The following is a 26,083-nucleotide window of genomic DNA, read 5'->3' as shown; positions in this document are numbered from 1 at the left end:
CTCTTCCCTCACGATATTTGCTTTATTGAGGTCTCTGATGGAACTGGCCAGGCTCGGCAAGCGGATGCCCTTGCGCGCGCCATGATATTATCCGCTCTTATGCGGCGAATAGAAAAGGCCGGAGCGTGTCCGGCCTTTCTGTCTTGTGCTGATGATGTCTCGCAATCAGGATTGACCTTTCCAGGGTACCAGCCAGTTTTCTGCCATCCGCATCAGAATATCGATGCCGTAGCCGATGACGCCGATCAGTACGATACCCATGATGACGATGTCGGTCAGCTGGAACTTGGAAGCAGCGATGATCATCATTCCGGCTCCCTTCTGGGCGGCCACGAGTTCCGCGGCCACGACCGTTCCCCAGCAGACGCCCATGGCAACCCGTGCGCCGGTGAAGATTTCCGGCAGGGAGTTCGGCACAATCACATGGCGCATGATCTGCCACTTGGAAGCGCCGAGTGAATAGGCGGCGTGGATCTTCGAAATGTTGACACCTGACACACCGGCGCGGGCCGCAATGGTCATGATCCACAAGGCTGCAAGGAACAGGAGAACGATCTTGCCTGTTTCCCAGATGCCGAACCAGATGATTACCAGCGGAATGAGAGCCAATGGTGGTACCGGGCGCATGAATTCCACAATCGGATCAAACCACCCACGGAACCAGCCGGACAGCCCCATGGCATATCCAAGTGGAATGCCAACAACAGCACCAGCCACAAAGCCGACGATGACACGGATGAGAGACCAGCCCAGATGTTCCCAGAGGGTAAAGTTCTGATAACCCGTACTGGCGATCTCGAAGAACCGGGTCACCACATTTTCAGGTGCAGGCAGCCAGATATCTTCCATCTGCCAGCCTTTGTCGGGTGCGAAGTTCAGAGACCCTTTCCGCGTCATGGATACGGTGCCGTCAGCAACGCTGACTGACTGGCCGGGCGCAATGGTCTGGCCATCAATGGCGGTTACCTTGACGTCATCTTCCCTGTAGTTCTCGTCATTGCGAACCGCCTTGATCAGAACACTGCGCCAGACTGCCACCTTGGCGCTGTCATTCTTGGCAAAGCCGTCACCGGCGTCCACATCCGGGGCTTTTGCCTTGCTGTCAACGCCATGGACGAGCACGGTAACTGTAGCCTCGTCCGTACCCCCGTCCGCTTTCTTGGCGGTATAGGTGAAGGTGGTCGAGCCTTCAAACGGGCCAGGCATGTGGATGGGCACCAGCTTGGAGCCTGTAAACGCACCCCAGATCAGGAAAATGACCAAAATTGAAATAATGGATGCAGCCCGATCAGGAGAAACAGCACTTTCATCACCAAAAGTGACGGTCTTCAGATCTGTGAAGCCGGTATGGGATTGCAGTCGTGACCGGATCAGATGAACGATGGCAAAGGCGCCAATAAAAAGGGCGCAGTAGAATAACAGAACAATCATGCGGCCCCCTCGACGCGTCCCATGATTTCCTCTTCCATTTCCCAGATCATGGACAGGATCTCATCGCGTGTTTCTGCAAATCCTTCAGACTTCTTCACGTCGCGCAAATCGGCATTGACGCCGCGCTCGGCAAAGGGAAGGCGATATTCCTTATGAATGCGGCCCGGTCGCGGTGCCATGACCAGCAGCCGTTCTCCCAGAAGCAGAGCTTCCTCCACGGAGTGTGTGATCAGGATGACCGTCTTGCCGGTTTCTTTCCACAGCTTGAGCACCAGACCCTGCATCTTCTCACGTGTCAGGGCATCAAGAGCACCCAGTGGCTCATCCATCAGGATGACATCGGGCTCATTGGCCAGACAACGGGCCAGGGCGACGCGCTGCTGCATACCGCCTGACAGTTCATAGACTGCCTTTTCCTTGAAATCCTGAAGGCCGACCACTTCCAGAAGATGATCGGAGATTTCGTCACGCTGGGCCTTGGGCATACCTTTCATACGGGGGCCGAAATCGACATTTTCCCGGACGCTCATCCACTCAAAAAGCGCGCCTTTCTGGAAAACCATGCCACGCTCGGCATCCGGCCCTTTGACCAGATGTCCGTTTAGCTCGACCTCGCCTTCGGTCGGTGACAGAAAGCCTGCCAGAATGTTTAGAAGTGTGGTTTTTCCGCAGCCGGATGGACCAAGAACCGACATGAGCTCGCCCGTTCCGAGCTCAAGAGACACATCTTTCAGTGCCTGGACAGATGTTCCATTCGGCAGGTCAAACCGCATGGAAATATTATTAATCTTCAGACCTGACATAGTGCAGTTCTCCCCAACTGGTCAGATTGGCAGCCCGATGGATTCCGGGCTGCCTTTTCATGAAGGGGATTGACTTACTGTCCGTTAGCAGAAGCCAGAGGGCCTGAGTTGACGGCAGAGTCATAGCTGTCGCGGGCGGCTTCGATGCTGCCAGCCTTGACGAAGACATTGGCGACACCGCCCATGAAGCTCTGTGCACCACCGCCGAGCCATTTTGCTGACAGCTGTTCTTCAACAGATGGGAAGGCAAAGGTTGCAATGGTTGCCTTGGCGGCATCCACTTCCATACCGGCATCCTTGGCGATAACCGGCAGCATTTCAGCTTCATAATTGCCCGAATTCCACTTGGCATTCATTTCTGCCGTAACTTTCAGGAACTTGGCAAGAAGCTCACCTTCTTCCGCGGCAAAGTCAGCCGGAACGCTGGTGACGTCAAAGACGAGAATACCCAGCTCTTCCTTCTCGGCACCTGTCAGAAGAATGTTGCCGTGCTCTTTCATGCGACGCAAGGCGCCGCCCCAGCCGCATACCATGTCCAGGTTGCCCTGTGCGAAGGCTGCAGCGCCGTCAGCCGGAGCCATGTCAACGATTTCCATGGAGCCTACATCGACGCCAAAATGGGACATCTGGGACAGGAAGCCATAATGCGCTGCGGTGCCGATTGGTACACCAACCTTCTTGCCGTTCAGTTCCTTGGCGCTGTCCTTGTCGATTTCCAGCGATGATGCGACAACACAGTTATCGTTCTCGGAATAGCTCACAGCCACATCGACAATCTGAAGATCCTGACCGGCAGATGCCGCGACCACGAATGGCGGCACGCCTTGGCTTACGGAGATCTGCACATCGCCGGATGCCATTGCAGCAGACATAGCTGTGCCGGTGTCGAAGGATACCCAGTTGATTTTGACGCCCAGTTCCTTCTCATAAATGCCTTTGACCTTGCCGTACTGGAAGGGCATCGGCCACTCCAGGAAGTAGGCAACGGTGATTTCATCCGCAGCAAAAGCATTGCCAGCACCTGCCAGCATGGCAGCACCCGCAATAGCACTCATAAGCTTTGATTTGATCGGCATGTGTGTTCTCCCTTTATTTATTTTGTTGGTGATCCCGTGAAGTCTAGCAAACAAAACCGGTTTTGGAAGGATGCAACTGATGAAGATACTGATTTTTCTTATCTTCATCGGCAGTGTTGTGTTTCAAATGGTGTTATGTGCCCCCTCAGAATTCTCAATTGTCTTTCAGGAGTTGATCCGAAACACAAAGGCAACAGCGAGACCGGTTCCTCCTTCCGCTCTGCTGTTAAAGGCAGCATATCATGATTGCATCGATCAGACCGATTGATGTTGTTGAGCCCTTGGCTGGATGATGCTAGCTTTGGCCTGTTAGGTCGTAGGGCCAGTTTCTCTGAAAGCATCCGACCAGTTCATGCGTGACTTTATCTTCTCACTCGATCCTGACTCCAAGAAGGGACTTCAATCCCAGATCCGGGAGTTTCTGGTTTCGGCCATCCTCAATGGCCACCTGAAGCCCAATGAACGCGTGCCGTCCTCGCGAAAGCTGTCCGAAATGCTCGGGGTGTCGCGGAACACGGTCATGCTTGCCTATCAGTATCTGATTGATGACGGATATCTCGTTACCCATGAGCGTAGCGGATATTTTGTCAGTGAGCAGGTGCTGGAAGGCAATCTGAAGCCCCTGCCGGTTGATCAGGCGTTCGAATCCGATCCAGTTGACTGGACTGGTCGCTTCCGGGTTACCCCATCGCATCAGCGCAACATTCTGAAGCCGGATAACTGGACTGAATACCCCTATCCATTCATCTATGGCCAGGTGGACCACAAGCTGTTTCCGATCACGGACTGGCGGGAATGTGTCTACCGTGTCCTGGGCAAGCGCTGGCTTGAGGCCTGGACAATGGATACGCTGGATGCGGATGACAGCATGCTGATCGAACAGATCAGGCAGCGTATTCTGCCGCGGCGTGGCATTCTGGCTGATGAGGACGAAATTCTGGTTACGCTCGGTGCCCAGCATGCACTCTATCTGACATCCAGCCTGCTGATCAGTTCGAAAACCAATGTGGCTCTCGAGGACCCGAGCTATCCGGATGTGCGTAATATTGTGCGTCTGAGGACAGACAATATCCGGTTTCTTGGCGTGGATGATTTTGGCCTGCCGGTTGATGACAGGCTGTCGGGGAGTGATGTCTGTTTTGTCACGCCCAGTCATCAGTCTCCAACAACGGTGACCATGCCGCATGAGCGCCGTCTTGAGCTGCTGAAAGCGGCCAGGCAGCATGACTTTCTGATTGTCGAAGACGATTATGAATTCGAGACAAATTATATGGGTTCGCCATGCCCGGCCTTGAAATCGCTGGATCAGGATGGTCGGGTTATCTATGTGGGCAGTTTTTCCAAGAGCCTTTTTCCGGGTCTGCGTCTTGGGTTTATCGTGGGATCCAAGGCCTTTATCAAGGAAGCACGCGCCTTGCGACGGCTGATGATGCGGCACCCGCCGAACAACAACCAGCGTTCGACGGCCTTTTTCCTGTCACTGGGCTATTACGACGCCTTCGTCCGGCGATTGCACAGGGTTTATCGCGGGCGCTGGCAGGAAATGGGCGAAGCGTTGTCCAGACATCTGCCGGAATGGTCGCAACGACCAAGCTTTGGCGGGTCCAGTTATTGGGTGGAGGGGCCGGAAGGGCTTGATGCGGACGAGCTGGCTCAGGAAGCCCTGAACCATGGTATTGTTATCGCGCCTGGCGGGATTTATTTCAGTGGCCCCAACAAGCCGAAGAACTGTTTTCTGCTTGGTTTCTCATCGATTGATCAGACCATGATAGAGCCGGGTATCAAGAAGCTTGCGGAGCTTATTCACAGCCGAACCGGCTGATGTGGCTCTCTTGCGGCCCAGTGGCCCAATGAAATCTGAAAATCTGGTCCTACGGGGTGGGTCAAAGCCTTGATTTGATGCTGGCACGCATAAGACAGAGGGTCGAATGCTGCCGGGAGTATATCAATGACAGGACGAGAGCAGCAGACCCTTGAGGTTTCCTCGGTGCGGATTGCCGTGGGGAGGAAAGCTCATGACTGACACCAGTCCGTTTCTGTCTTCTGATTCTGCTGCTTGCCCGCCTGAGCTTCTGGCCCTGGCGAGACAAAGGCCTCCTGTTCATATTGCTGTTGTGCGTGCCGGAGCACCCTTGCCGATGATCGCGGCCAAAGAAGCGGTTGAGGCGGGGCTGATGGTGCCTGTTCTGATCGGTGAAAAGGATGATATCCGCCGGGAAGCGGATGCACTTGACTGGGACATCTCGCCCTACGAGCTGATTGAGACCAGAGGAGAGGCAGCTGCGGCTGTCGCTGCTGGTCAGTTGATCAGGTCAGATCACGTCGGGGCTGTGCTCAAAGGGCAGTTGCACAGTGATGTGTACATGAAAGCCCTGTTGGCGCGTGAGACAGGGCTGCGAAGCGGTAATCGTCTGATCCATGTGTTTCATATGACCATGCCGGATGGTGGCAAGCCTCTGCTGATCACCGATGCCGCGATGAATGTCAGCCCGGATCTTGAAACACGCAAGGATGCGATCCGTCTTGTGGGAGGATTGTCGAAGCGTCTTGGGGCCGAACGGCCACGGATTGCGGTTCTGTCAGCAACAGAAACCCCTATTGCGTCCATGCCATCGAGCCTGGAAGGCCGGGAGCTGGAAGAATGGGCGCGAGATGCCGTGCCCGACATGGATGTGCGGGGGCCGTTGGCGCTGGACCTTATCCTGTCGCATGAGGCGGCGCGGATAAAGGGATTGGGAGATGATCCGGTCGCCGGTCAGGCTGATGCGGTGGTCGTGCCGGACATCGTTTCCGGCAATACGCTGTTCAAGGCGCTGGTCTACTGCAAGGGCGCATGTGCTGCCGGTGTCATCCTTGGCGGCAAGGTGCCGGTTCTGTTGACCAGCCGGGCAGATCCCCCGGCTGCAAGGCTGGCTTCAATAGCGCTTGCAAGTATTCTGTCTGATGGGCAGAATGACAAAAATAATTCTAATGACAGCGCCGTGTCGGGAAATAAAAACCAATGACATCATCATCCGTAGAACCTCGCGTGGAGCGCTCCCCGAAGGTTTCAGACGAGATTCGCAAGACCACATGTTATATGTGTGCCTGTCGATGCGGCATCAATGTGCATCTCCGTGATGGCAAGGTTCGGTATATTGAGGGCAACCGGGATCATCCTGTGAACAAGGGTGTTCTGTGTGCCAAAGGCTCAGCCGGGATCATGCAGCATTATTCTCCGGCACGTCTGCGGAAGCCACTTCTGCGGACGGGCGAGCGCGGCAAGGGTGAATTCAAGGAGATTGAATGGGAGGAAGCGCTTGATCTGGCGGTGTCCTGGCTGAAGCCGGTACGGGAGAAAGACCCGTGCAAGCTGGCCTTCTTTACCGGGCGAGATCAGAGTCAGTCCTTTACCGGGTTCTGGGCACAGCAGTTTGGAACACCGAATTTTGCCGCCCATGGCGGCTTCTGTTCCGTCAATATGGCCGCTGCCGGCATCTACACGATGGGTGGAGCATTCTGGGAGTTCGGTCAGCCGGACTGGGACAGAACCCGTTATTTCATGGTCTTCGGTGTAGCAGAGGATCATGATTCCAATCCGATCAAGATAGGTCTGTCCAAGCTCAAACAGAACGGTGCCAAGATTGTCTCGGTCAATCCGATCAGAACAGGCTATTCGGCCATTGCCGATGAATGGGTTGGCATCAGACCGGGGACTGACGGCCTGTTTATCCTGTCTCTTGTTCATGAGCTTTTCCGCACGAGGCAGATCGATCTCGACTATCTCATTCGCTATACCAATGCCGCGCATCTTGTCATTCAGGCAGAGGGTGAGGCGGACCATGGCCTTATTGCCCGGGACGATGCGGGCAAGCCACTGATTCATGACGCGGTTTCGGGCATGTTGAAGGCGGCCAGTGATGCTGGGACCAGACCGGCCTTGCACGGATCATTTGTCTTGCCGGATGGCCGAAGAGCGGTTCCCGCTTTCGAGCTGATGGCGGCTGAATTCCTCTCCCCTGACTATGCGCCTGATCGCGTAGCAGCACAGACCGGTCTGGATGCTGATCAGATCCGCCGTCTTGCCTCTGAGCTTGCGCATACGGCCTTTCAGGAAGAAATCCGCCTTGATGTGCCGTGGACCGACTGGAAGGGCGAACGGCATGAGCAGATGATTGGCCGTCCTGTCTCCTTCCATGCCATGCGCGGGATTTCAGCCCATTCAAATGGCTTCCAGACCTGCCGCGCGCTGCATGTGCTGCAGATCATTCTCGGATCTGTGGAATGCCCGGGCGGATTCCGCTTTAAACCGCCTTATCCCAAGCCCTGGGAAGCACATCCCAGGCCGCATGCGGAATTCCACTGCAGTTCTCCGCTGGCTGGGCCACATCTGGGGTACCCGCGTGGCCCGGAAGACCTGGCGGTCAATGAGGATGGCTCACCACAACGGATTGACAAGGCGTTCAGCTGGGAAAACCCGCTTTCCGTTCACGGGCTGATGCATATGGTGATTTCCAACGCCTATGCGCGTGAGCCCTATGGCATTGATGTCCTGTTCATGTACATGGCCAACATGTCGTGGAACTCGTCGATGAACTCCCGTGGTGTGATGGAGATGCTGGAGGCCAAGGACCCGGAGACGGGTGACTATGTGATCCCCAAGCTGATCTATTCGGACGCTTATTCATCCGAGATGGTGGCTTATGCGGATCTTGTCCTTCCGGACACCACCTATCTGGAGCGTCATGACTGTATTTCGCTGCTGGACCGGCCAATCTGCGAACCGGATGCTGCAGCTGACTCCATCCGCTGGCCGGTTGTTGAGCCGGATCGTGATGTGCGCGGTTTCCAGACTGTTCTGGTTCAGCTTGCCAATCGCCTCGGCCTTCCGGGCTTTGTTCATGAGGATGGGTCAGCGAAATATCAGGATTATGCTGACTACATGGTCAATCACGAGCGAAAGCCGGGTGTCGGACCTCTCGCAGGTTTCAGAGGCAAGGATGGCGACAAGGCCGGGCGTGGCGCTGTCAATCCTGACCAGCTCAAGGCCTATATCGAGAATGGCGGGTTCTGGATCAACCACATTCCTGAAGACGCGCAGTATTTCAAGCCGTTCAATATGGAGTATCAGAACTGGGCGGTTGAGATGGGCTTCTATGATGACCCCATGCCATACCAGTTCAATCTCTATCTGGAGGTGGCGCAGAAATTCAGACTGGCTGCCGAAGGGCACGGCGACCGGGTGCCGCCGGATTATCTGAAAGACAGGGTTCACCAGGCGTTTAATCCGCTGCCATGCTGGTATCAGCCATTTGAGGAAGCGCTGGTTGATGAGGACGCATTCCCCATCCATGCGCTTACCCAGCGGCCCATGGCCATGTATCATTCCTGGGGATCGCAGAATGCCTGGCTCAGGCAGATCCACACATCAAACCCGCTTTATGTGCCGGCAGCCTTATGTGATGAGCACGGGCTTGAGACAGGCGACTGGGCCAAGGTGACATCCCATCACGGTGAGATCACGGTTCCCATTGCCCGTATGGAGGCGCTGAACAGTTCCACAATCTGGACCTGGAATGCCATTGGCAAGCGCTCCGGTGCCTGGGCGCTCTCGCCGGATGCACCTGAGGCCACACGCGGATTTCTACTGAATCATCTGATCCATGAGCTTTTGCCGCCCCGTGGTGACGGTCTGCGCTGGTCGAATTCAGATCCGATAACGGGGCAGGCTGCCTGGTTTGACCTGCGTGTCCGGATTGAGAAAACAGATCCGCCGCCGGATGAGCTGAGCCAGCCTCATGCTGGCGGGCAGCAGACACCGGCGGGTATTCCTGCAGCGCCGGAAACTGTCCGATATGGACAGCAATGGTCGAATGGCAAAAGCGGGGGGGCGTCATGACATCGCTTCCAGACAGAACCGATAAAAAACTGGGCCTCGTGATTGACCTGGACGTCTGTGTCGGCTGCCACGCCTGTGTGATCAACTGCAAGGAGTGGAATACAGGTGGCTATGGCTCCTCGCTTGCTGATGAGAATGCCTATGGCAAGGATGTCTCAGGCTCATTCTTGAACCGGGTTCATACCTATGAGGCGGGGACCGGTCAGAATGCTCGGGTTGTCCATTTTCCAAAATCCTGTCTGCATTGTGAGGATGCGCCCTGTGTACCGGTTTGCCCGACCGGGGCGTCCTACAAGCGAGCGGAAGATGGAATTGTTCTGGTCAATGAAGACCGTTGCATTGGCTGCGGTCTCTGCGCCTGGAGTTGTCCTTATGGCGCACGCGAGATGGATCCGGCAGAAAATGTCATGAAGAAATGCACGCTGTGTGTTGACCGGATTTATAACGAAAATCTGCCGGAGGAAGACCGGACTCCAGCCTGTGTCCGGACCTGCCCGGCGAATGCCCGTCACTTTGGTGATCTGGGGGACCCGACGTCTGATGTGAGCCGCATGGTCCAGGAACGTGGTGGAATGGACCTGATGCCTGAAATGGGCACCCGTCCGGTCAACAAATATCTGCCACCTCGGGTCCGCAATGCGGGCTGTGGAGAGGGCGAAACCTCTAAAGGCAATGAGGCGGAACCGGATGCCCAGCTGGGCGGTTTCCTGAAATGGATCGACAAGGCGCTGGAGGCGATGAAGTAAGACCATGCATCCCGCTTATTCCGTCATTTTCTTCACCACACTGACCGGGTTCGGCTACGGCCTGATTGTCATGTATGGCTTTGCCCTCATTGATCCGACAACTCTTGCCGGGAAAATCGGCTATGTGATTGCTCTTGCGACAATCGGTGGCGGGCTTCTGTCGTCCACCCTGCATCTGGGACATCCGGAGCGTGCTGTTCTGGCCTTTTCGCAATGGCGGTCAAGCTGGCTATCGCGTGAAGGTGTTGCCGCCGTTATCGGCTTCATTCCAATGGGGCTTGCGGCATTTGGTGCGATTATTCTCGGAGAGAACTGGCATATTCTCGCTGTTGTGGCGTCGCTCCTGTCTATTACGACTGTCTATTGCACGTCGATGATCTATGCCCAGCTGAAGACGGTCCATCACTGGGCAACGCCTCTGACCTGTGTAACCTATGCGCTGTTTTCCTTAACGGGCGGGTATCTGGGTGCTGTGGCGATAGGGTCCTTTTCCGGGCATTCCGTTAAGGGAGATGCCGGGCTTGCACTGGCAATCCTCGTTTTCACCTGGGTGATCAAAGGGTTCTGGTGGCGCCGGGCAGATACGGACCGGGCTCCGGCCAGTATTGAAACGGCAACGGGGCTTGGCCGCTTCGGCCCTGTCCGTCTTCTCGACAAACCGCATATGACGGACAACTACCTCAATCGGGAAATGGGTTATGTTGTTGCCAGAAAGCATGCGCTTGCCCTGCGGCGGATTACCTGGATCCTCGGTCTTGGTGCGCCTGCGGTTCTTCTGGTGGCAAGTTATGCAGTGAGCGGGATTGCGGCTGCCTTGATCCTGACACTTGCGGTTCTCAGCTATCTTGCAGGCACATTCGTGGAGCGCTGGTTGTTCTTTGCGGAAGCCAGGCACACGGTCAGTCTTTATTACGGCCAGTCGCTTGAAAACGGACTTGAACAATGAGTTTCGATCCCGGCTTGGCCTCTTGACGGGTTTTCCATACAGCAAACATAGGGCAGGGTGTTCAACACGCTGCCTTTTCTGTATGAAACAGGATAGTTCAATATTGTGCCGGGCGGTGTTTTGCATCGGGGTTTCCATGTTTGTGCCCGCCAGGTCTGGGGATCGCTTTTGACCATGACAGTTCGTTCCTACCGTGCCGGTTTGCTGGCTCTTCTGATTGGCCTTGCAAGTATGGTTCTGACCAGTCTGTCGGGGTTCTCGGATGAGCATCTCTCTTCGCTGGAAGCCTGGCAGGGGCGGCTTGATCGGTTCGAGATGTCTCTCACATCAGAGGACCTTGGGGACACGGGTCTTGAGCTTGCCCGGAAGCAGATTCTCAAGATTGCTTCTGATGCCAAGGCGCTTCGCGAAGCCCAGATTCCGCAGCAGGAGCAATTGCGCGCGCGAATTGCCGAGCTGGAACCTGAGAAGCCATCTGATAATGAAGGCGTGGAACAGGCTGAATCGGATGCGGTGATTGCCCAGCGCAAGGATCTGCAGGAACAGCTGGCTGTTTTTGACGGGGTCAGTAAGCAGGCCAGTGTGATTGAAGTGCGGACCGAGCAGCTTCTGGCAATTGTCAGCGAGAAGCGGACGGACCTGTTCACCCGTGCCCTGTTTACCCGTGAGACAAGTGCTCTCAACCCCGAGCTTTGGTGGTTTGTTCTTGAACGGACACCGGATGCCATCGGCAGCCTGTTCAATACACTGGCCGGCTGGCTGGTCACGCTGATCGAGAATGCCCAGAAATCAGCGCCGCAGCTGATTGGCCTGGTGCTTGTTGCCGGACTGCTTATCGCGTCATTCGGCAGACGTTTTCTGGTACGGCTTGCCAGCAGAAGCAGCCGGGCGGAACCCGGGAGTCTGTTCGAGAAGCGGATGGCAGCTGCCGGAACAGTCTTCATCAACACCATTGTGCCTGTGATTGGCCTCGGGCTGATCATTTTCACACTCAATTCCATGGAGTTGATGCCACGGCATATCGAACGGCTGATGAAGTCACTGACCGGGGCCATTGTCCTGATTACGATGACCCAAGGACTGGCGCGTGCCTTTCTGGCTCCATTGCGGCCAGCCTGGCGGCTGGTCGATATTGACAGCCTGAATGCGCACAAGGCGTTCTGGCTCATCGTCTCGATGGCAATTGTTCAGGGTGTTTTCATCGTTCTTTCCGAAGTGCGGGATGTTCTGATCCTGCCGCTCCGCTTCACGATCGCCCTGTCTGCCCTGCACGGGGTTCTGATGCCTACGCTTGCCTTCCTTCTGGCGCGGACCATGATCGCCAACCTGCGCAGGCAGGATGCGGTTCAGGGTAAGGATGCAGGCGGTGAAACCAGAGGGCCGGTCTTGTGGCGCTGGATGCTGCCGCTGGGCTGGATGGCGTCTGTTATCGCAATTGCAGCAACGATTATCGGTTACGTGCCGCTTGGTTCGTTCATTGCAACACAGATCTTTGGTATCGGCATCATTCTGTCCATTCTGGTTCTGCTTCTCAGCGCGGCTGAAGAGCTGTTCAGCACCGGTTTCCAGTCTGATGCCCCGGTCGGGCGGATTCTGACCCGGACCATAGGACTGTCGGAAAGTCGCGCCGCGCTTCTCGCCGTTGTTCTGAGTGGCTTTACAAAGCTTCTTCTGCTGTTGCTGGCCTTTATGCTGGTGGCGGCTCCCTGGGGGTTTGAATCAGACGAGATCTTTGCGTCTCTCACCTCTGTTCTCAGCGGCTTTGAGGTCGGCAATATCCGCCTGTCTCCTGCTCTTATTGCAACAGCGGTGGCCTTGTTCCTTGTTGTTCTCGTAGCAACCAAGAGCATTCAGCGCTGGCTACAGAACCGGTTCCTGCCGAAAACGCGTATGGATGTGGGACTGCAGCATTCCATTACGACCGGGCTTGGCTATATCGGTGTCATTGTCGCGGTCATGGTGGGTTTTTCCCATGCGGGGCTTGATCTTTCCAATATCGCGCTTGTTGCCGGTGCCCTGTCCGTTGGTATCGGTTTCGGTCTGCAGAGTATCGTCAACAATTTCGTGTCCGGGCTTATTCTGCTGGCCGAGCGTCCGATCAAGGTGGGCGACTGGATCGTTGTCGGTGGCACCCATGGGACGGTGAAGCGGATCAACGTTCGGGCAACCGAGATTGAGACCTTTGACCGCGCGTCGATGATTGTGCCGAATTCTGATCTGATTTCAGGCACGGTTACCAATTATGTTCATGGCAATACGATGGGCCGGATTACCGTGCCTGTTGGTGTCAGTTATGACTCGGATCCGGATCAGGTTCGCGAGATTCTGTTTGAGTGTGCCAGAGCCCATGACATGGTCCTGTCTTACCCCGAGCCGCAGGTCTATTTCATCGGGTTCGGAGTCAGTTCTCTCGATTTCGAATTGCGGTGTTTCCTGGAAGATATCGGCTATGTGATGGTGGTGAGCAGTGATCTGCGCTTTGATATCATGCACCGGTTCCGGGAAGAGGGCATCGAAATGCCATTCCCGCAGCGTGACATTCACTTGCGTGATGTGGATCGGCTGGCAGCCCTGATCAAGGGAGAGGCTGACCCTGCGGACGGGAAAAAGTCGGACAAGTCTGCAGCCTCAATCGCGAAGCGCCCGCAAAGAGCTCAGCGTGATATGCCTGACGCCACAGGCCCGGATGCTGATGGGCGGTGACCAATGCTTGACCGCGCGTCTTCGTATGACTCTCTGGTGTCAGGGTTCTCATGGTTGATCCCTGAGCGTTGCAATATGGGGGTGGCCGTCTGCGATATCTGGGCGAATGTAGAGCCGGATCGACCGGCAATTATCTCCTGTGATGATGCGAACGTCACATCGACCACATCTTTTGGTACCTTGAAGAGGCTCTCCAACCGATTGGCCAATGTGCTGACAGGTTTGGGCCTTCGGCCGGGAGACCGGGCTGCGATTATCCTGCCCCAGAGTGTTGAGACCATCACATCTCATATTGCCATCTACAAGGCTGGCGGTGTGGCCGTACCCCTGGCGCTGCTGTTTGGGCCGGACGCTCTGTCATACCGCTTGCAGAACTCTGGTACCCGCTTTGTAATTACCAATCGGGAAGGGCTTGAGAAACTGTCTGAGATCCGGTCAGAGCTGCCTGATCTGGATTGTGTTCTGCTCACGGGAGATCAGGACGATGAAGCGGTGTCCTTCGAGGATGCCTGTGCCAGGGCTCGGGATGATTTCACAGCTGTTGCCACAGGGCCGGACAGCCCGGCGCTGATGATCTACACGTCCGGTACCACTGGCCTTGCCAAAGGGGCTTTGCATGGTCACCGTGTTTTGTGGGGCCATCTTCCCGGTGTTCAGATGGCGCATGAATTCTTCCCCCATGACGGTGATTTGTTCTGGACACCGGCTGACTGGGCCTGGGCCGGGGGATTGCTGAATGCCCTTCTGCCGTCGCTTTATTTTGGTGTGCCGGTCCTGGCTCGCAAGTTTGAGAAGTTCGACCCTGAGGCGGCTCTTGATCTGATGGCCAGACAGAACGTGCGCAATGCCTTTATCCCGCCAACCGCTCTGAAGCTCCTGAAGACAATACCTGACCCGCGGGCCGATTTTGATCTTCGTCTGCGCAGTGTGATGTCAGCGGGGGAGTCTCTCGGGCGGGAAACCTATGACTGGTCTGAAAATGGTCTCGGATTGCGGATTAATGAGGCTTATGGGCAGACGGAGTGCAACCTTGTTCTGGGGTCAATGGCAGGGCTTGGGATCAGCCGGTCAGGGGCGATTGGCAAGGCTGTCCCGGGTCATCAGGTGGCGATTATCGATGATGATGGTCAGCGATGCTCGCCTGGTGAGGTGGGGCAGATCGCCGTTGCCCGTCCTGATCCTGTGATGTTCCTTGAATACTGGAACAGGCCTGATGCGACAGAAGACAAGTTCGTTGATGACTGGATGCAGACAGGTGATCAGGGTTTTGAGGATGAGGATGGCTATATCCACTTCGTCGGCCGTGATGATGATGTCATCACCTCTGCCGGATATAGAATCGGCCCGGGTGAAGTCGAGGATTGCCTGATTGCGCATCCGGCAGTGGCACTTGCGGCGGTCGTTGGCAAACCGGACCCTGTGCGAACGGAAATCGTCAAGGCCTGCATCGTTCTGAAGCCTGGCGTTGAAGAAAGCACGGCGCTTGTTGAGGATATACAGGAGCACGTCAAACGACGCCTGGCAGCCTATGAATATCCGAGAGAGATTGTTTTTCTGCAAAACCTGCCAATGACAACGACAGGAAAGATCATCCGCCGTCTTTTACGCGATTGATTCGTGCTTTCAGCCGATGAGCCGTCCGGAGAGCAAACGCAATTGCCCTGGTCTTGAGACGGGCTGATGGTCTGGTCGCAACCAGCAGGTCGGCCATCGGTTGTCGTTCCTGCCAGATATGATTGATCATCGGATGATCCGGCACCGCGCAGGAATCCACATAAGTGATATCGGGATCATTCATAAAGGCCCGTGTGGCTTCTATCATCAACAGAACCCCCGGGGACGACCGTGACAGCTCCTCGTCATAGGCGATTTTCCAGGTCCAGACAGATGAGCTCTTCTTCAGGCTGATCATGCTGGCTATGGTGCGCTCACCCCAGACAAGTTCATCCACCAGAACAGCCTGTCGTTTGGGCAATTCTGTTGCCAGAGATCGTGCCATTGCCGTGGATCCGGGATTGGACAGAAGGGCACTTCTGGCTTTTCCTTTCCAGCCGTCCGCTTCGAGCGTCAGGAAACGCTCAACGGCCTCTGGCACATCCTTGGGGTCCCTGTGTCGAATGAACTGTACCGGCGCTTCATCCTCCAGCCGACGGCGCTGGCGGCGCAGCTCCTTCAGCTTTTTTTTCCCCAGTGACTGCTGCAGATACGTATCCGGATCTCCGGTTGCATCAAGAGCCGCCCGTTCCCAGAGGCGGATTGTCTCCAGTGCCCCACCATCCTTGCGTAGACTCTCTCGCAGGCGCGGAACAAGACTGTGCGTGATGGATATGGATGGAAGAAGCAGGCTGCCTGTATCCGAGGCCAGATCAATAAGCGAAAACCAGGTGTCTATCTCGCTGTCGTGGTTCGAAACGGGGTTGGTATATGGCAGAAAAGGATGGAACAAAAGGCTATGGATTCGAAGAGGTGCAGGGAGTATCGCCCTTATATGGGCACGCAGCATGGCCTGCCCGTCAGGATTTTGTTCGAAAATCTCTCTGAGGCCAATAGTGAGCGATGGTGCACCATAAAGTAAGGCGGCTAAAAATTCTGGCGAGGAAAAAGCATTCTTCCGATGCAAGATCATGGTTGATGATTGCTGGTTTTCTTGCTTTTTAAAATTCATTATTTATGCCTGCAGCTCCAGTACTTTATCTGTGGTGTAATCCATTTTGAGATTTAAATTTCTACGGCATTTCTCTATTTCCTGTCATTGATTGCGTTGTATTTTATCGCTCCATTTTTGGGTGAAATCTGCTTATAGGTATTTTTTACTATTATTTTTTCTCTAAAGCATTAGTAGATCGTATTGCTTAACCAGTTAACTATTTAGTCTGCCCTTTGTCGGTATCTATGTATGTAATACACAAATGATACAAGAAGGGGCCTTGTAACATGTCCATCGGACTTCATTCTTTCCGGCTTTCCAGAAAGCTGCCGCTGCTTGTCGTTGGAAGCGCGCTGCTCTGTGTTCTTGCCGTTGGTGTTGCAAGTTACATGACCGCGCGACAGAATGTCCATAAAATTGAGGCTGATTCGGTCAAGGCCCTGCTTGAATCGCGGCGGGCCGAGATTGTGAATTCCCTCACCAATATCGAGACCGACCTGAAGCTTGTGGCTGCCAACCCCATGGTAAAAACCGCGGTTGGAGCGTTTACGTCTTCCTGGAAAGCCTTGCCGGGAGACCCGACAACCTTCCTGACGGACGCGTATATCAAGAACAGCAAATATGGTGTTGGCGAGAAAGAAAAACTCGACAGCGCCAATACGGGCCAGTTCTATGATGGTGTGCACAAGAAATATCACCCCTGGTTCCGCAGTCTGCTGCAGGAGCGGGGATATTATGATGTTTTCCTGTTCGATACGGAAGGCAACCTCATCTATTCCGTGTTCAAGGAAAGTGACTACGCAACCAATCTGCAGACGGGTCGCTGGAAAGACACTGATCTTGGTAATGCCTTTCGGGCTGCACTGAAGACCGGTGCCGGGGAGATCTCCTTCTTTGACTTCCGGCCCTACGGCCCGAGCGGTGATGCGCCTGCGAGTTTCCTGTCGACCCCCATTGTTGACAATTCAGGTAAAACGATCGGGGTTCTGTCCTATCAGCTGCCCAATATTGCCGACAAGGTTCTGCAGAACCGTGCTGGTGTTGGCGAAACCGGTGAGTATTTTATTCTCCGCCAGGATGGTCTCATGCTGAACGAGACGGATAAGACTGATGGTCCTGATATGCTGGTAACCCGCATTGACAGCCCGGCTATCACTGCAGCCCTCAAAGGGGAATGGGCTCCGACTGAGATCACGTCCTACCGGAATGCAGCCTTGATGACTTTCGCAATTCCTCTGGCCTATCAGGGGCAGACATGGATTATTGCCGCTGCTCAGGAAACAGCAGAGCTCGACCAGTCGATCAACTCCATCCGTAACGGCATGCTGATTGCCGGTGGCGTGTTGCTGATTGTTGTCGGTTTGATCGGTCTGGCTGTGTCCCGCTCGATCACTGGTCCGATCAGTGCGCTTGTCTCCGACATGGCCTCGTTGGCAGATGGTAAGACGGATGTTGCCCTTGTTGGTATGAAGCGAGGGGACGAGATCGGTGATATGACCAAGGCCGTTGCTGTCTTCCGGGACAATGCGCTCGAAAATGAGAAGCTGGCCGAAGAGCGGCGGTTGAGTCATGTGGCCCGCGATAAGCGTCAGTCGATGATTTATGAGCTGGTGCAGACGTTCGACAGTGAGGTCGGGACCATGCTGGGTGAGGTGGATGATCATTCCCGTTCTATGGAAGAGACCGCCCAGACCCTCACCAGTATTGCAGATGACACGTCCGGTCAGGCCACATCGGCAGCGGCTGCTTCTGAAGAAGCCTCAACCAATGTGCAGACTGTAGCATCGGCTGCGGAAGAACTGGCAGCGTCCATCGAAGAGATTGGCCGTCAGGTCGGCCAGACCAAGCGGATTGTCGGTGAGGCAGCTGAAGCTGCAGGCGCGACCAACCAGAAAGTGGCCAGCCTTGATACGGCCGCCCAGAAAATCGGTGAAGTGGTCAACCTTATTCAGGACATTGCCGAACAGACCAACCTACTGGCGCTGAACGCCACCATTGAGGCGGCCCGCGCCGGTGAAATGGGCAAGGGCTTTGCGGTGGTTGCCTCCGAGGTAAAGGAACTGGCGAACCAGACCTCCAAGGCGACAGAAGAGATTTCTTCGCAGATTTCCGGCATCCAGGGCTCCACCAAGGAAGCGGTTGAGGCGATTGAAGCGATTGCCAAGACAATGACGGATGTGAACGAGTACACCAACTCGATTGCGGTTGCTGTTGAGCAGCAGGGTGCTGCGACGGCAGAGATCAGCCAGAACGTTCAGCAGGCCGCAGCGGGCACGCAGGATGTTGCGCAGAACATGGCGGGTGTGACCACGTCTGTTGCGGAGACCAGTCAGTCTGCGGGGCAGGTTCTGAGTGCTTCCCAGGCGGTTGCAGGGCAGGCCACCAGCCTCAGGCAGACTGTTGCACGCTTCCTTGAAGGGGTGAAAGCCGCGTAAGGGCATTTCAAGATTGTAAAAGAGGCGGCTCTGCTATCCGGCAAAGCCGCCTTTTTTGATGAAAGCTTCCTCGTCTGGACTTGATGTGCGTCCCAGTATGGCATTGCGATGCGGGAACCGGCCAAATGTGCGCACAATATCCGCATGGTGTTTGGCCCATTTCAGGCCATTGGCATCACCCAGGCGTTCATGGCAGTCAATACAGACGGTGTGATCTTCCAGATCTTCGGAATGCATGAACGGCATATAGTAGGATCGCCGATGGGGCATGGGAAGTGCGCGGTCGTCCTCTGCTTCCAGAGCCAGCCTCGCAATGCGGAGCGCATCCTGGTCGCCTGAATAGGCATCGGAAGTGCCTCTGAACATGTTTCGGGAAAACTGGTCGAGAAGCAGGACCAGGGCCAGCCGACCGGCGAACCCGCTCTCCCACTCTCTGTATGACCCGTTTAATGCCTGATGGTGCAGGTCGGAGAAACGGTCCCGCATCTCCTGATCGAGTTGCTCATCCTTGCGGAACCAGCCATCTTCTCCCAGACCCCACCAGAACTCGATCACATCAAAAGGAGACATGTCCTGTCCTCATTCTGTTCCCGGTTCAGACGCGGATTTGCCCTGACAGGATCGCCTGATAGGTTTCGCTGTCCAGAGGCTCATACTGCCCTGTCTCCGGATGGGCTACGAACATGCGATCTGAAACTGTGGACGGATCAAAGCCATCCTTGGCGAGGTCGACCTTTCGCACCTTGAATGTGCCGGTCATATCCATCTGCTCCAGGAACCTGAGGAAGAGTGGCCGTGCATAGGCGGGGAGTGCTGCGTCTACCGCGATTTTCAAATCAGCCAGAGACAGGTCATCATCTGCCACGAGCGCGGCCATGCCTGCCTTGCCGTCATGGCCCGGAACGGCAACACCATAGATGTTGGCTTCCTGAACACCGGGTACGATTGCCATGACCTCACTGACTTCCGAGGTGGCGACGTTTTCGCCCTTCCAGCGGAACGTATCGCCGATCCGGTCGACAAAATAGTAATAGCCAAGTGCGTCGCGTCTGACGAGGTCGCCTGTTCTGAACCAGCGGTCACCTTTTTCAAACACATCGGTGAGAACTTTGCGTTCGCTTTCTTCCTGATTGGAATAACCCTCAAAACGCTGGCTTGGCTTGGACGGATCATTCAGGATCTGGGCGATCAATTCTCCGGGTTCGTTCGGATCCACCTCAATGCAATAGCCGTCTGCGCCGCGCATAGGCTGTTGTTCGTCATAGTCAAATCGGACGGGTTTGATGACAAAGCGGCGTTCCATCCATTTTGGTACCCGGCCAATCGCTCCGGGTTTGCCATCGAAGTTGAACAGAACTGCGTTGCCTTCCGTTGCCGCATACCATTCAAGCAGTTTGGGGATTTTGAAACGGGTGAGGAAGCTGTCCCAGATGTCAGGCCGTAATCCGTTGCCGCTGATGATCCTGAGATTGTGTGCGGTTTCCTTCGGATGCGGTGGGCTGTTGAGCAGATAACGACACAGCTCGCCAATATACTGGAACATGGTGCACTGGTTATCGACCACATCATCCCAGAATGTGCTGGCGGAGAATTTCTCCGCGATCACCACCGAGCCACCGACAGTCAGTGCGGTTCCCACCGCAAGCACGCCGCCTGCAGAATGATAAAGGGGCAGACAGACATAAATCCGATCTGTCTCGGACGCGGCGGTTGCTGCCGAGAAGCCCGCCATGATCGACTGAACCCGGTAATGATTGATGTTGGCGGCTTTGGGCAGGCCGGTCGTGCCACTTGTATAGATATAGAGGCACTTGTCATTGATGGTGAGCTGCGGTCGTTCGTTGCGCGGAATATTATCTGTTGGCAGCAGATCAAGATCCTTGTCGATCCGCATGCGGTGCGGGCGATCCGCGCCATGGAACCAGATTGTGGGCCCGGCATTCAGATAGTCTTCCGATGTCAGGAACTGATCTCCCAGGCGGTCATCAACAATCACATGCTTCGGGCTCACCACATTGATGCAGTGGGCAAGAGACCGGTCTGTCAGATTGGTGTTCAACAGCGCAATGACGCCGCCAACCCGGGCAATACCGAGCCAGCAGGCCAGATATTCCGGCCTGTTTGGCATCATCAGGGCGACAACATCGCCTTTCTCGATACCGTTGATGCGGGCCCATCTGGCATATTGGTTGGCGCGGCCATTGTAGTCTTTGAAGCTGAACGTCTCCAGATCGGAGATAAGGGCCGTGCGATCTCCAAACCGTTCCGCCAGTTCATCCATCACATCAGGAAGTGTCCGGTTTCTTGCCTTCGCTATCGGTGTAACCCGCCGGAGTGTCCGAATAGCGCCACTGAGATAAGCATATTCGCTCTTCAATCGTGCAAGCAAACCCATAGATCCTCCCCGATCCATCTTCTGGTCGACCTTGTTCAAGGGCCTGACCTTTGTTACTTGGTGAAAGAGTAGCACTTAGGCAAGTCAGCGCCAACAGAGCAGTGAGTTTACCGAAAGTAAGAGCCTTATGAGCAAAGAGACAGATGACTTTGCGGAAAGACCAGTTGCCAGGGTCCTGGATACGCGTGGTGTCCAGTGTCCCCTGCCTGTGCTTAAAGCACGGAAAGCCTTGAAAGAAATTGAGGCCGGCCAGGTGCTGTCAGTGCTCGCAACAGACCCGATGGCGGCCATCGACATCCCGCATTTCTGTAATGAAGCCGGGCATGATTTTCTGGGTCAGATTTGTGTGGATGACACGGTAACAGACTATCGCCTGGCCAAAGGCTGAACCTGCGGCCCGGTTCAGAAGGTCTTCCCGGGCACCGCAAGAGGGTTGTCTGTCAGAGCCTGGGCATCTGGTCTGTCTATCTGAACAGTATCGCTGAACGCGTCAAACAATTCCCGGACAAAAGCCTCGTCAAGCCCGTCAACAATGAAGACAAGCTTTAGCCGCCGGTCATCGTCGGGCCATTTATCCAGAATGCGCGGCGGGTGGAAGACGTTCTGGACCCCATGCAGGACGACAGGCTTATCCGGATGGTCTGAAACAGGCACGATGCCCTTCATCCGCAGCAGTTTGGGGCCATGGGCCGAGGCCAGCAGATTAACAGCCATCTCCAGGGCTGCGCCGGACATTGTGACATCTTTCTCAATTGCGAAAGAGCGAATGCTGTCCCCGTGTCGATTGGTGTCGTGATGATGGTGGTGGTGAGAGTGCCCATGATCATGATCATGACCATGATCATGATGGCTGTGATCGTGCTCATGGAAGCCGTCAGTGTTGAGCCATTGCCTGACATTCGGTGCCTTGGTGTCTGGGTCAAACGGATCGCCCGAAAACAGAACGGATGCATCCGGCTGGTCTTTCTGATTGTCCAGAATGCGGGCTGACGGGTTGAGTGCTTTCAGGTTCGAGAACAGTTTTCCCACTTTTTCAATAGCATCCGGCAGGTCAGTCTTTGTCAGAACAAGTGTATCGGCAACGGAAGCCTGCCTCCTGGCTTCCTCGTGCTGGGCCAGGGTCTGTTCGCCGTTAATGGCATCCACAAGTGTGATGACCTGATCGACGCGGTAACGTCCCTGAAACAGGGGATGGGCCAGAACCGCCTGCAGGACAGGTACGGGATCTGCCAGACCTGTTGTCTCAATGACAATCCGGCTCAGGCTCTTGAGCTGGCCTGTGGACAGCCTGTCGAGAAAATTCTCAAGCGTGTCAATCAAATCGCCGCGCACGGTACAGCACAGGCAGCCTGACGACAGTTCAATGATGCCGTCTGTTGTTGCTTCCACAAGCAGGTGGTCCAGACCCACATCGCCAAACTCATTGATGATGACGGCGGCGTCAGACAGGGCCGGGTCAGCCAGAAGGCGGTTCAGCAGGCTGGTTTTTCCCGCGCCGAGAAAACCGGTCAGAATACTGATTGGAACGATACGCGTCATGGTCCTGTGTCATCCATTGAGGCTGTACAAGCGCTGATTTGGTCGCTGATTATCCTGCAGCCGGGCGTCGTTTGGGAAGAGGGACGCGCGGCGTGACCTGTCCGCTTGCCTGACTGCTTGTCTGACTGCTCGCCTGGGGTGCCGGTGATTTGGCCGCGGCCGGGATTGCACCATGAGGTCTTGGCAGTGGCACAGGCACGCGGCGTGGTGCCTTGCGGGTTGTTGTCTGTCCGGCGGGCAGGCCGGTACGAACCCTTACCGGCTTCATGATGCGGACCCTTGGGCCCAGATAGCTGACCTGGGTGGCAACCAGAGTGGTTCCGGCGACAGAATCCCCATTACCCTGTTTCTTTGCGCTCGGCTTGGGTTTGCGTTTTCTGTTGCAGACTTCCTGCCGCATGTTCACAGGTGCCGGGCCTGCACTAAAACCCGGGCTGAGACGCGCCAGCGACGAGGTTGCTGTTCGCTTGTTATCGAGACCGCGCCCCTTGAATCCATGATAGAGCAGGTTGGCTGTCATCTCGGCCCGGTCTTTTGCCGTAAGAGAGCCGAGCACTACGGCCATCAGTTCCGTGTTGCCGCGTCTTGCGCTTGCAACAATGTTAAAACCTGATGCGCAAATGAAGCCGGTCTTCATGCCATTGGTGCCGCGGAAATGCTCAAGAAGCTTGTTGTGTGACCTGAGAACGCGCTTTCCGGCCCGGATGGCTGGAATGCGAAAGTAATGTGCGTGGTTCGGGTAGTTGCGACGGATAGCAACACCCAGAAGCGCCATGTCCCGGGCGGTTGTGCGCATGCGCTGGTCCGGCAGGCCGTTCGGGTTGGCAAACCGGGTGCGGGTCATCCCCAGAGCCTTTGCGGCGCGGTTCATGTCCCGGACAAAGGCGTCATGGCTGCCTGAGACGGTTTCTCCGAGAGCCACCGCAATGTCATTGGCAGATTTGACGATGACCATTTTCAGTGCATTGTCGACCGTCATCACGGTGCCGACCTTGAAGCCCATCTTGCTGGGAGGTTCTGCCAGCGCGCGTTTTGAGACGCGGACCGGGGAATTGAGGGTCAGCTTGCCTGACTTGATCGCCTCAAATGTGACGTAAGCGGTCATCAGCTTGGTCAGAGAGGCGGGAAACCAGGGCTTGTTCGCGTCAGATGAATCAATCACCGCGCCGGTTCTGGTGTTCACCACAACATAGGGGCCAGCCAGAGCCGAAACGGACTGGGTAACCAGTGCTGCAAGCGCCAGAGTTGCGCCAAGCCAGATGGACCGCACAGACCGACCTGTCATTTCTGTTGCCTCACATGCCTTTTGGACGGCAGACGCCCTCTTAACCAAAGATCTTCTGCAGTATTAGAGAAGTCGGCGGGTGAACGCAAAGGGAATGGCATCACGTTGTTGAAATGGTAACGAGTGCCTGGTGACCGGTGACTGGATATTGTGAGATTTGTCTTGAGAAGCGGACTGTCTGACCCTAGCTTGTGCGCATAGATTGCAATAGCCTCGTCCATAGGGCGGAGGCACCGTTGGAGTTCAGCTATGCCTGTTATCAACCGCCTTGCCGATTTTCATGCCGATATCAAAGCCTGGCGCCATGATATTCATGCCAATCCGGAATTGCAGTTCGATGTGCATCGGACAGCCGGGAAAGTGGCGAGCCTGCTCCAGTCATTCGGTGTTGATGAGGTGGTGACCGGGGTTGGCCGAACGGGTGTTGTCGGTGTGATCCGCGGGCGCTCTTCGGAATCAGGCCGTGTTGTTGGCATGCGGGCGGATATGGATGCCCTGCCGATAGAAGAGGTTATTGACCATCCCTACAAGTCAACAGTCCCGGGCAAGATGCATGCCTGTGGCCATGACGGGCATACGGCCATGCTGCTTGGTGCGGCGCGTTATCTGGCTGAGACGCGCAATTTTGACGGAACCGCCGTGGTGATTTTCCAGCCGGCGGAAGAGGGTGGTGCTGGCGGCAAGGCCATGGTGGATGATGGCATGATGGACCGCTTCGGTATTCAGGAAGTCTATGGCATGCACAATATGCCCGGCCTTCCGGTTGGGGAGTTTGTTCTGCGGCCGGGGCCGATTATGGCGGCGGTCGATACATTCTACCTCACGATTGAAGGTGTGGGTGGTCATGCGGCACGACCGCAGGATTGTCTTGACCCGATTGTGGTTGGCAGTCAGGTCGTAACAGCCCTGCAAACCATTGTCAGCCGGACAACTGACCCGCTCGATTCAGCCGTTATCTCCATTACCCAGTTCCATGGTGGGGATGCAGACAATGTTATCCCTCATACGGTTGAGCTGGTGGGGTCTGTTCGGTCCCTGACACCTGAGGTCCGCATTGACCTCGAACAACGGATCAGGACTGTGATCGATGGTATCTGTGCAGCGCATGGAGCAAAGCCGAAACTGATCTACGAGAAGGGTTATCCAGTGACCCGCAACCATGACAAACAGACTGATTTTGCAGCCTCTGTTGCCCGTTCTGTTGCAGGTGTGCCGAATGTCTCCACTGACATTGATCCGGTGATGGGAGCGGAGGATTTCTCCTATATGCTGGAAGCGCGCCCGGGAGCGTTCATCTTTGTGGGCAATGGCGACAGTGAAGGGCTTCACCATCCGGAATATGATTTCAATGATGAAGCGATCCCGTTTGGCTCTTCCTATTGGGCGCGCCTGGCTGAGACTGCGATGCCTGTATCATCCTGATGGAACCGGCAGCATTTCTGTTCACTGTTCTGCCTGATGATCTTGGCCTCTGGCTCAGCCTGCTGCTGATCGGTGTCAGCTTTATGACCTCAGCATTGACGGCGGCTCTTGGCATCGGTGGCGGGATGGTGCTTCTGGCCGTGATGGCCAGCACTATGCCTGGTCCGGCCCTGATACCGGTGCATGGTGTTGTCCAGCTTGGGTCCAATCTGTCCCGGATGATCATCCAGCGGGCCTTTCTTCACCGGGCCACCATTGTCTGGTTTCTTGTTGGAAGTGTTGTGGGTGGCCTCATCGGGGGGCAGATTGCAGTGGAGCTGCCAGCAACTCTCCTGAAGGGACTCGTCGGGATATTCATCCTTTTAGTGACCTGGGGGCCAAAACTTCGGATGGATGCGGATTCGACCCTGTCTGTCTCCATGATGGCGGCTCTGTCGACCATCCTCACCATGTTTGTAGGAGTGACGGGGCCCTTTGTTGCGGCCAGCCTGTCGTCACGGTTCTCAGAACGCTTTGAAATTGTCGCCAACCATGCTGCCTGCATGAGCATCCAGCACCTGATCAAGATTCTGGTCTTCGGTTTTCTTGGCTTTGCCTTCGCCGACTGGCTGGGTCTGATTGTTCTGATGATCGGTTCCGGTTATCTCGGCACGCGTCTGGGTACGCATATTCTGAAAGGCCTGAGCCCGGAGCTTTTCCAAAGAGTTTTCAAGGCTCTCCTGACCATACTGGCTCTGAATCTGCTGGGGACGACACTGTGGAATGTTGTGGGCTGAG

At 55.5% G+C, this 26,083-nt stretch carries 19 protein-coding genes; 11 read left to right on the top strand and 8 right to left on the bottom strand.

The window, feature by feature from the left end; genetic code table 11:
- Positions 1 to 165: 165 nt before the first annotated feature.
- The 3 genes from RA157_RS05505 to RA157_RS05495 all read right to left on the bottom strand — a co-directional run bounded on the left by RA157_RS05505 (position 166) and on the right by RA157_RS05495 (position 3,310).
- Positions 166 to 1,431 carry an ABC transporter permease gene (locus tag RA157_RS05505; protein ID WP_350335466.1) on the bottom strand — a complete coding sequence of 422 codons (1,266 nt, stop codon included), beginning with the start codon at positions 1,429 to 1,431 and terminating at the stop codon, positions 166 to 168.
- A complete protein-coding gene (locus tag RA157_RS05500) occupies positions 1,428 to 2,234 on the bottom strand; it encodes a taurine ABC transporter ATP-binding protein (RefSeq protein WP_350335465.1) in 807 nt (268 codons plus the stop codon). The genes RA157_RS05505 and RA157_RS05500 overlap by 4 nt, the downstream gene beginning before the upstream one ends.
- Before the next feature lie 74 nt (positions 2,235 to 2,308).
- A complete protein-coding gene (locus RA157_RS05495) occupies positions 2,309 to 3,310 on the bottom strand; it encodes a taurine ABC transporter substrate-binding protein (RefSeq protein ID WP_350335464.1) in 1,002 nt (333 codons plus the stop codon).
- Positions 3,311 to 3,662: 352 nt separating this feature from the next.
- Between RA157_RS05495 and pdxR the strand changes: the two genes are divergently transcribed.
- The 7 genes from pdxR (at position 3,663) to RA157_RS05460 (ending at position 15,197) form a co-directional block, all read left to right on the top strand.
- Positions 3,663 to 5,132, top strand: a complete 1,470-nt coding sequence (gene pdxR, locus RA157_RS05490) for a MocR-like pyridoxine biosynthesis transcription factor PdxR (protein WP_350335463.1) — start codon at positions 3,663 to 3,665, stop codon at positions 5,130 to 5,132.
- A 193-nt stretch (positions 5,133 to 5,325) separates the two neighbouring features.
- Positions 5,326 to 6,315, top strand: a complete 990-nt coding sequence (locus tag RA157_RS05485) for a phosphate acyltransferase (protein ID WP_350335462.1) — start codon at positions 5,326 to 5,328, stop codon at positions 6,313 to 6,315.
- The gene (locus RA157_RS05480; protein ID WP_350335461.1) at positions 6,312 to 9,188 is read left to right on the top strand and encodes a molybdopterin oxidoreductase family protein; all 2,877 of its coding nucleotides are present in this window, start codon (positions 6,312 to 6,314) and stop codon (positions 9,186 to 9,188) included. The genes RA157_RS05485 and RA157_RS05480 overlap by 4 nt, the downstream gene beginning before the upstream one ends.
- A complete protein-coding gene (locus RA157_RS05475) occupies positions 9,185 to 9,934 on the top strand; it encodes a 4Fe-4S dicluster domain-containing protein (RefSeq protein ID WP_350335460.1) in 750 nt (249 codons plus the stop codon). The genes RA157_RS05480 and RA157_RS05475 overlap by 4 nt, the downstream gene beginning before the upstream one ends.
- A gap of 4 nt (positions 9,935 to 9,938) precedes the next feature.
- Positions 9,939 to 10,880, top strand: coding sequence for a dimethyl sulfoxide reductase anchor subunit family protein (locus RA157_RS05470; protein ID WP_350335459.1), 942 nt, complete (start codon positions 9,939 to 9,941; stop codon positions 10,878 to 10,880).
- A gap of 174 nt (positions 10,881 to 11,054) precedes the next feature.
- The gene (locus RA157_RS05465) at positions 11,055 to 13,583 is read left to right on the top strand and encodes a DUF3772 domain-containing protein (protein WP_350335458.1); all 2,529 of its coding nucleotides are present in this window, start codon (positions 11,055 to 11,057) and stop codon (positions 13,581 to 13,583) included.
- Positions 13,584 to 13,586: 3 nt separating this feature from the next.
- Positions 13,587 to 15,197, top strand: a complete 1,611-nt coding sequence (locus tag RA157_RS05460; protein ID WP_350335457.1) for an acyl-CoA synthetase — start codon at positions 13,587 to 13,589, stop codon at positions 15,195 to 15,197.
- On the opposite strand, the gene RA157_RS05455 is transcribed toward RA157_RS05460, so the two are convergent.
- Entirely contained in the window at positions 15,172 to 16,029 is an 858-nt protein-coding gene (locus RA157_RS05455) for a GNAT family N-acetyltransferase (RefSeq protein ID WP_350335456.1), read from the bottom strand. The genes RA157_RS05460 and RA157_RS05455 overlap by 26 nt on opposite strands.
- A gap of 488 nt (positions 16,030 to 16,517) precedes the next feature.
- On the opposite strand from RA157_RS05455, the gene RA157_RS05450 reads away from it, so the two are divergent.
- Positions 16,518 to 18,665, top strand: a complete 2,148-nt coding sequence (locus RA157_RS05450; protein WP_350335455.1) for a methyl-accepting chemotaxis protein — start codon at positions 16,518 to 16,520, stop codon at positions 18,663 to 18,665.
- A gap of 33 nt (positions 18,666 to 18,698) precedes the next feature.
- Here the strand turns inward: RA157_RS05450 and RA157_RS05445 are convergent, their stop codons facing one another.
- Complete coding sequence (locus tag RA157_RS05445; protein WP_350335454.1) at positions 18,699 to 19,235, bottom strand: DUF924 family protein; 537 nt, start codon at positions 19,233 to 19,235, stop codon at positions 18,699 to 18,701.
- 25 nt (positions 19,236 to 19,260) lie between these two features.
- The gene (locus RA157_RS05440) at positions 19,261 to 21,078 is read right to left on the bottom strand and encodes a long-chain-acyl-CoA synthetase (RefSeq protein WP_350336158.1); all 1,818 of its coding nucleotides are present in this window, start codon (positions 21,076 to 21,078) and stop codon (positions 19,261 to 19,263) included.
- Positions 21,079 to 21,187: 109 nt separating this feature from the next.
- Here RA157_RS05440 and RA157_RS05435 point away from each other — a divergent pair, with 109 nt between their 5' ends.
- Entirely contained in the window at positions 21,188 to 21,448 is a 261-nt protein-coding gene (locus RA157_RS05435; RefSeq protein ID WP_350335453.1) for a sulfurtransferase TusA family protein, read from the top strand.
- 14 nt (positions 21,449 to 21,462) lie between these two features.
- Here RA157_RS05435 and RA157_RS05430 read toward each other — a convergent pair whose 3' ends face one another.
- Together RA157_RS05430 and RA157_RS05425 are read right to left on the bottom strand one after the other, a co-directional pair.
- Positions 21,463 to 22,599, bottom strand: coding sequence for a CobW family GTP-binding protein (locus tag RA157_RS05430; RefSeq protein WP_350335452.1), 1,137 nt, complete (start codon positions 22,597 to 22,599; stop codon positions 21,463 to 21,465).
- 49 nt (positions 22,600 to 22,648) lie between these two features.
- The gene (locus tag RA157_RS05425; RefSeq protein ID WP_350335451.1) at positions 22,649 to 23,884 is read right to left on the bottom strand and encodes a D-alanyl-D-alanine carboxypeptidase family protein; all 1,236 of its coding nucleotides are present in this window, start codon (positions 23,882 to 23,884) and stop codon (positions 22,649 to 22,651) included.
- A 249-nt stretch (positions 23,885 to 24,133) separates the two neighbouring features.
- Here RA157_RS05425 and RA157_RS05420 point away from each other — a divergent pair, with 249 nt between their 5' ends.
- Together RA157_RS05420 and RA157_RS05415 are read left to right on the top strand one after the other, a co-directional pair.
- The gene (locus RA157_RS05420; protein ID WP_350335450.1) at positions 24,134 to 25,306 is read left to right on the top strand and encodes a M20 aminoacylase family protein; all 1,173 of its coding nucleotides are present in this window, start codon (positions 24,134 to 24,136) and stop codon (positions 25,304 to 25,306) included.
- On the top strand, positions 25,306 to 26,082 hold the full coding sequence (locus tag RA157_RS05415) for a sulfite exporter TauE/SafE family protein (RefSeq protein ID WP_350335449.1): 777 nt from the start codon (positions 25,306 to 25,308) through the stop codon (positions 26,080 to 26,082). The genes RA157_RS05420 and RA157_RS05415 overlap by 1 nt, the downstream gene beginning before the upstream one ends.
- Position 26,083 lies beyond the last annotated feature (1 nt).

The sequence above is a fragment of the Coralliovum pocilloporae genome, assembly GCF_030845175.1.
Classification (GTDB): Bacteria; Pseudomonadota; Alphaproteobacteria; order Rhizobiales; family Cohaesibacteraceae; genus Coralliovum; species Coralliovum pocilloporae.
Note: the sequence above shows the minus strand (reverse complement) of the source record. Positions and strands in the feature narration are given on the sequence as shown.

Coding starts and splice junctions, on each gene's coding strand:
- pdxR (WP_350335463.1), top strand. CDS start 3,663: ATGCGTGACTTTATCTTCTCACTCGATCCTGACTCCAAGAAGGGACTT.
- RA157_RS05420 (WP_350335450.1), top strand. CDS start 24,134: ATGCCTGTTATCAACCGCCTTGCCGATTTTCATGCCGATATCAAAGCC.
- RA157_RS05450 (WP_350335455.1), top strand. CDS start 16,518: ATGTCCATCGGACTTCATTCTTTCCGGCTTTCCAGAAAGCTGCCGCTG.
- RA157_RS05435 (WP_350335453.1), top strand. CDS start 21,188: ATGAGCAAAGAGACAGATGACTTTGCGGAAAGACCAGTTGCCAGGGTC.
- RA157_RS05460 (WP_350335457.1), top strand. CDS start 13,587: ATGCTTGACCGCGCGTCTTCGTATGACTCTCTGGTGTCAGGGTTCTCA.
- RA157_RS05430 (WP_350335452.1), bottom strand. CDS start 22,599: ATGACGCGTATCGTTCCAATCAGTATTCTGACCGGTTTTCTCGGCGCG.
- RA157_RS05500 (WP_350335465.1), bottom strand. CDS start 2,234: ATGTCAGGTCTGAAGATTAATAATATTTCCATGCGGTTTGACCTGCCG.
- RA157_RS05495 (WP_350335464.1), bottom strand. CDS start 3,310: ATGCCGATCAAATCAAAGCTTATGAGTGCTATTGCGGGTGCTGCCATG.
- RA157_RS05465 (WP_350335458.1), top strand. CDS start 11,055: ATGACAGTTCGTTCCTACCGTGCCGGTTTGCTGGCTCTTCTGATTGGC.
- RA157_RS05425 (WP_350335451.1), bottom strand. CDS start 23,884: ATGACAGGTCGGTCTGTGCGGTCCATCTGGCTTGGCGCAACTCTGGCG.
- RA157_RS05485 (WP_350335462.1), top strand. CDS start 5,326: ATGACTGACACCAGTCCGTTTCTGTCTTCTGATTCTGCTGCTTGCCCG.
- RA157_RS05505 (WP_350335466.1), bottom strand. CDS start 1,431: ATGATTGTTCTGTTATTCTACTGCGCCCTTTTTATTGGCGCCTTTGCC.
- RA157_RS05445 (WP_350335454.1), bottom strand. CDS start 19,235: ATGTCTCCTTTTGATGTGATCGAGTTCTGGTGGGGTCTGGGAGAAGAT.
- RA157_RS05470 (WP_350335459.1), top strand. CDS start 9,939: ATGCATCCCGCTTATTCCGTCATTTTCTTCACCACACTGACCGGGTTC.
- RA157_RS05480 (WP_350335461.1), top strand. CDS start 6,312: ATGACATCATCATCCGTAGAACCTCGCGTGGAGCGCTCCCCGAAGGTT.
- RA157_RS05415 (WP_350335449.1), top strand. CDS start 25,306: ATGGAACCGGCAGCATTTCTGTTCACTGTTCTGCCTGATGATCTTGGC.
- RA157_RS05440 (WP_350336158.1), bottom strand. CDS start 21,078: ATGGATCGGGGAGGATCTATGGGTTTGCTTGCACGATTGAAGAGCGAA.
- RA157_RS05475 (WP_350335460.1), top strand. CDS start 9,185: ATGACATCGCTTCCAGACAGAACCGATAAAAAACTGGGCCTCGTGATT.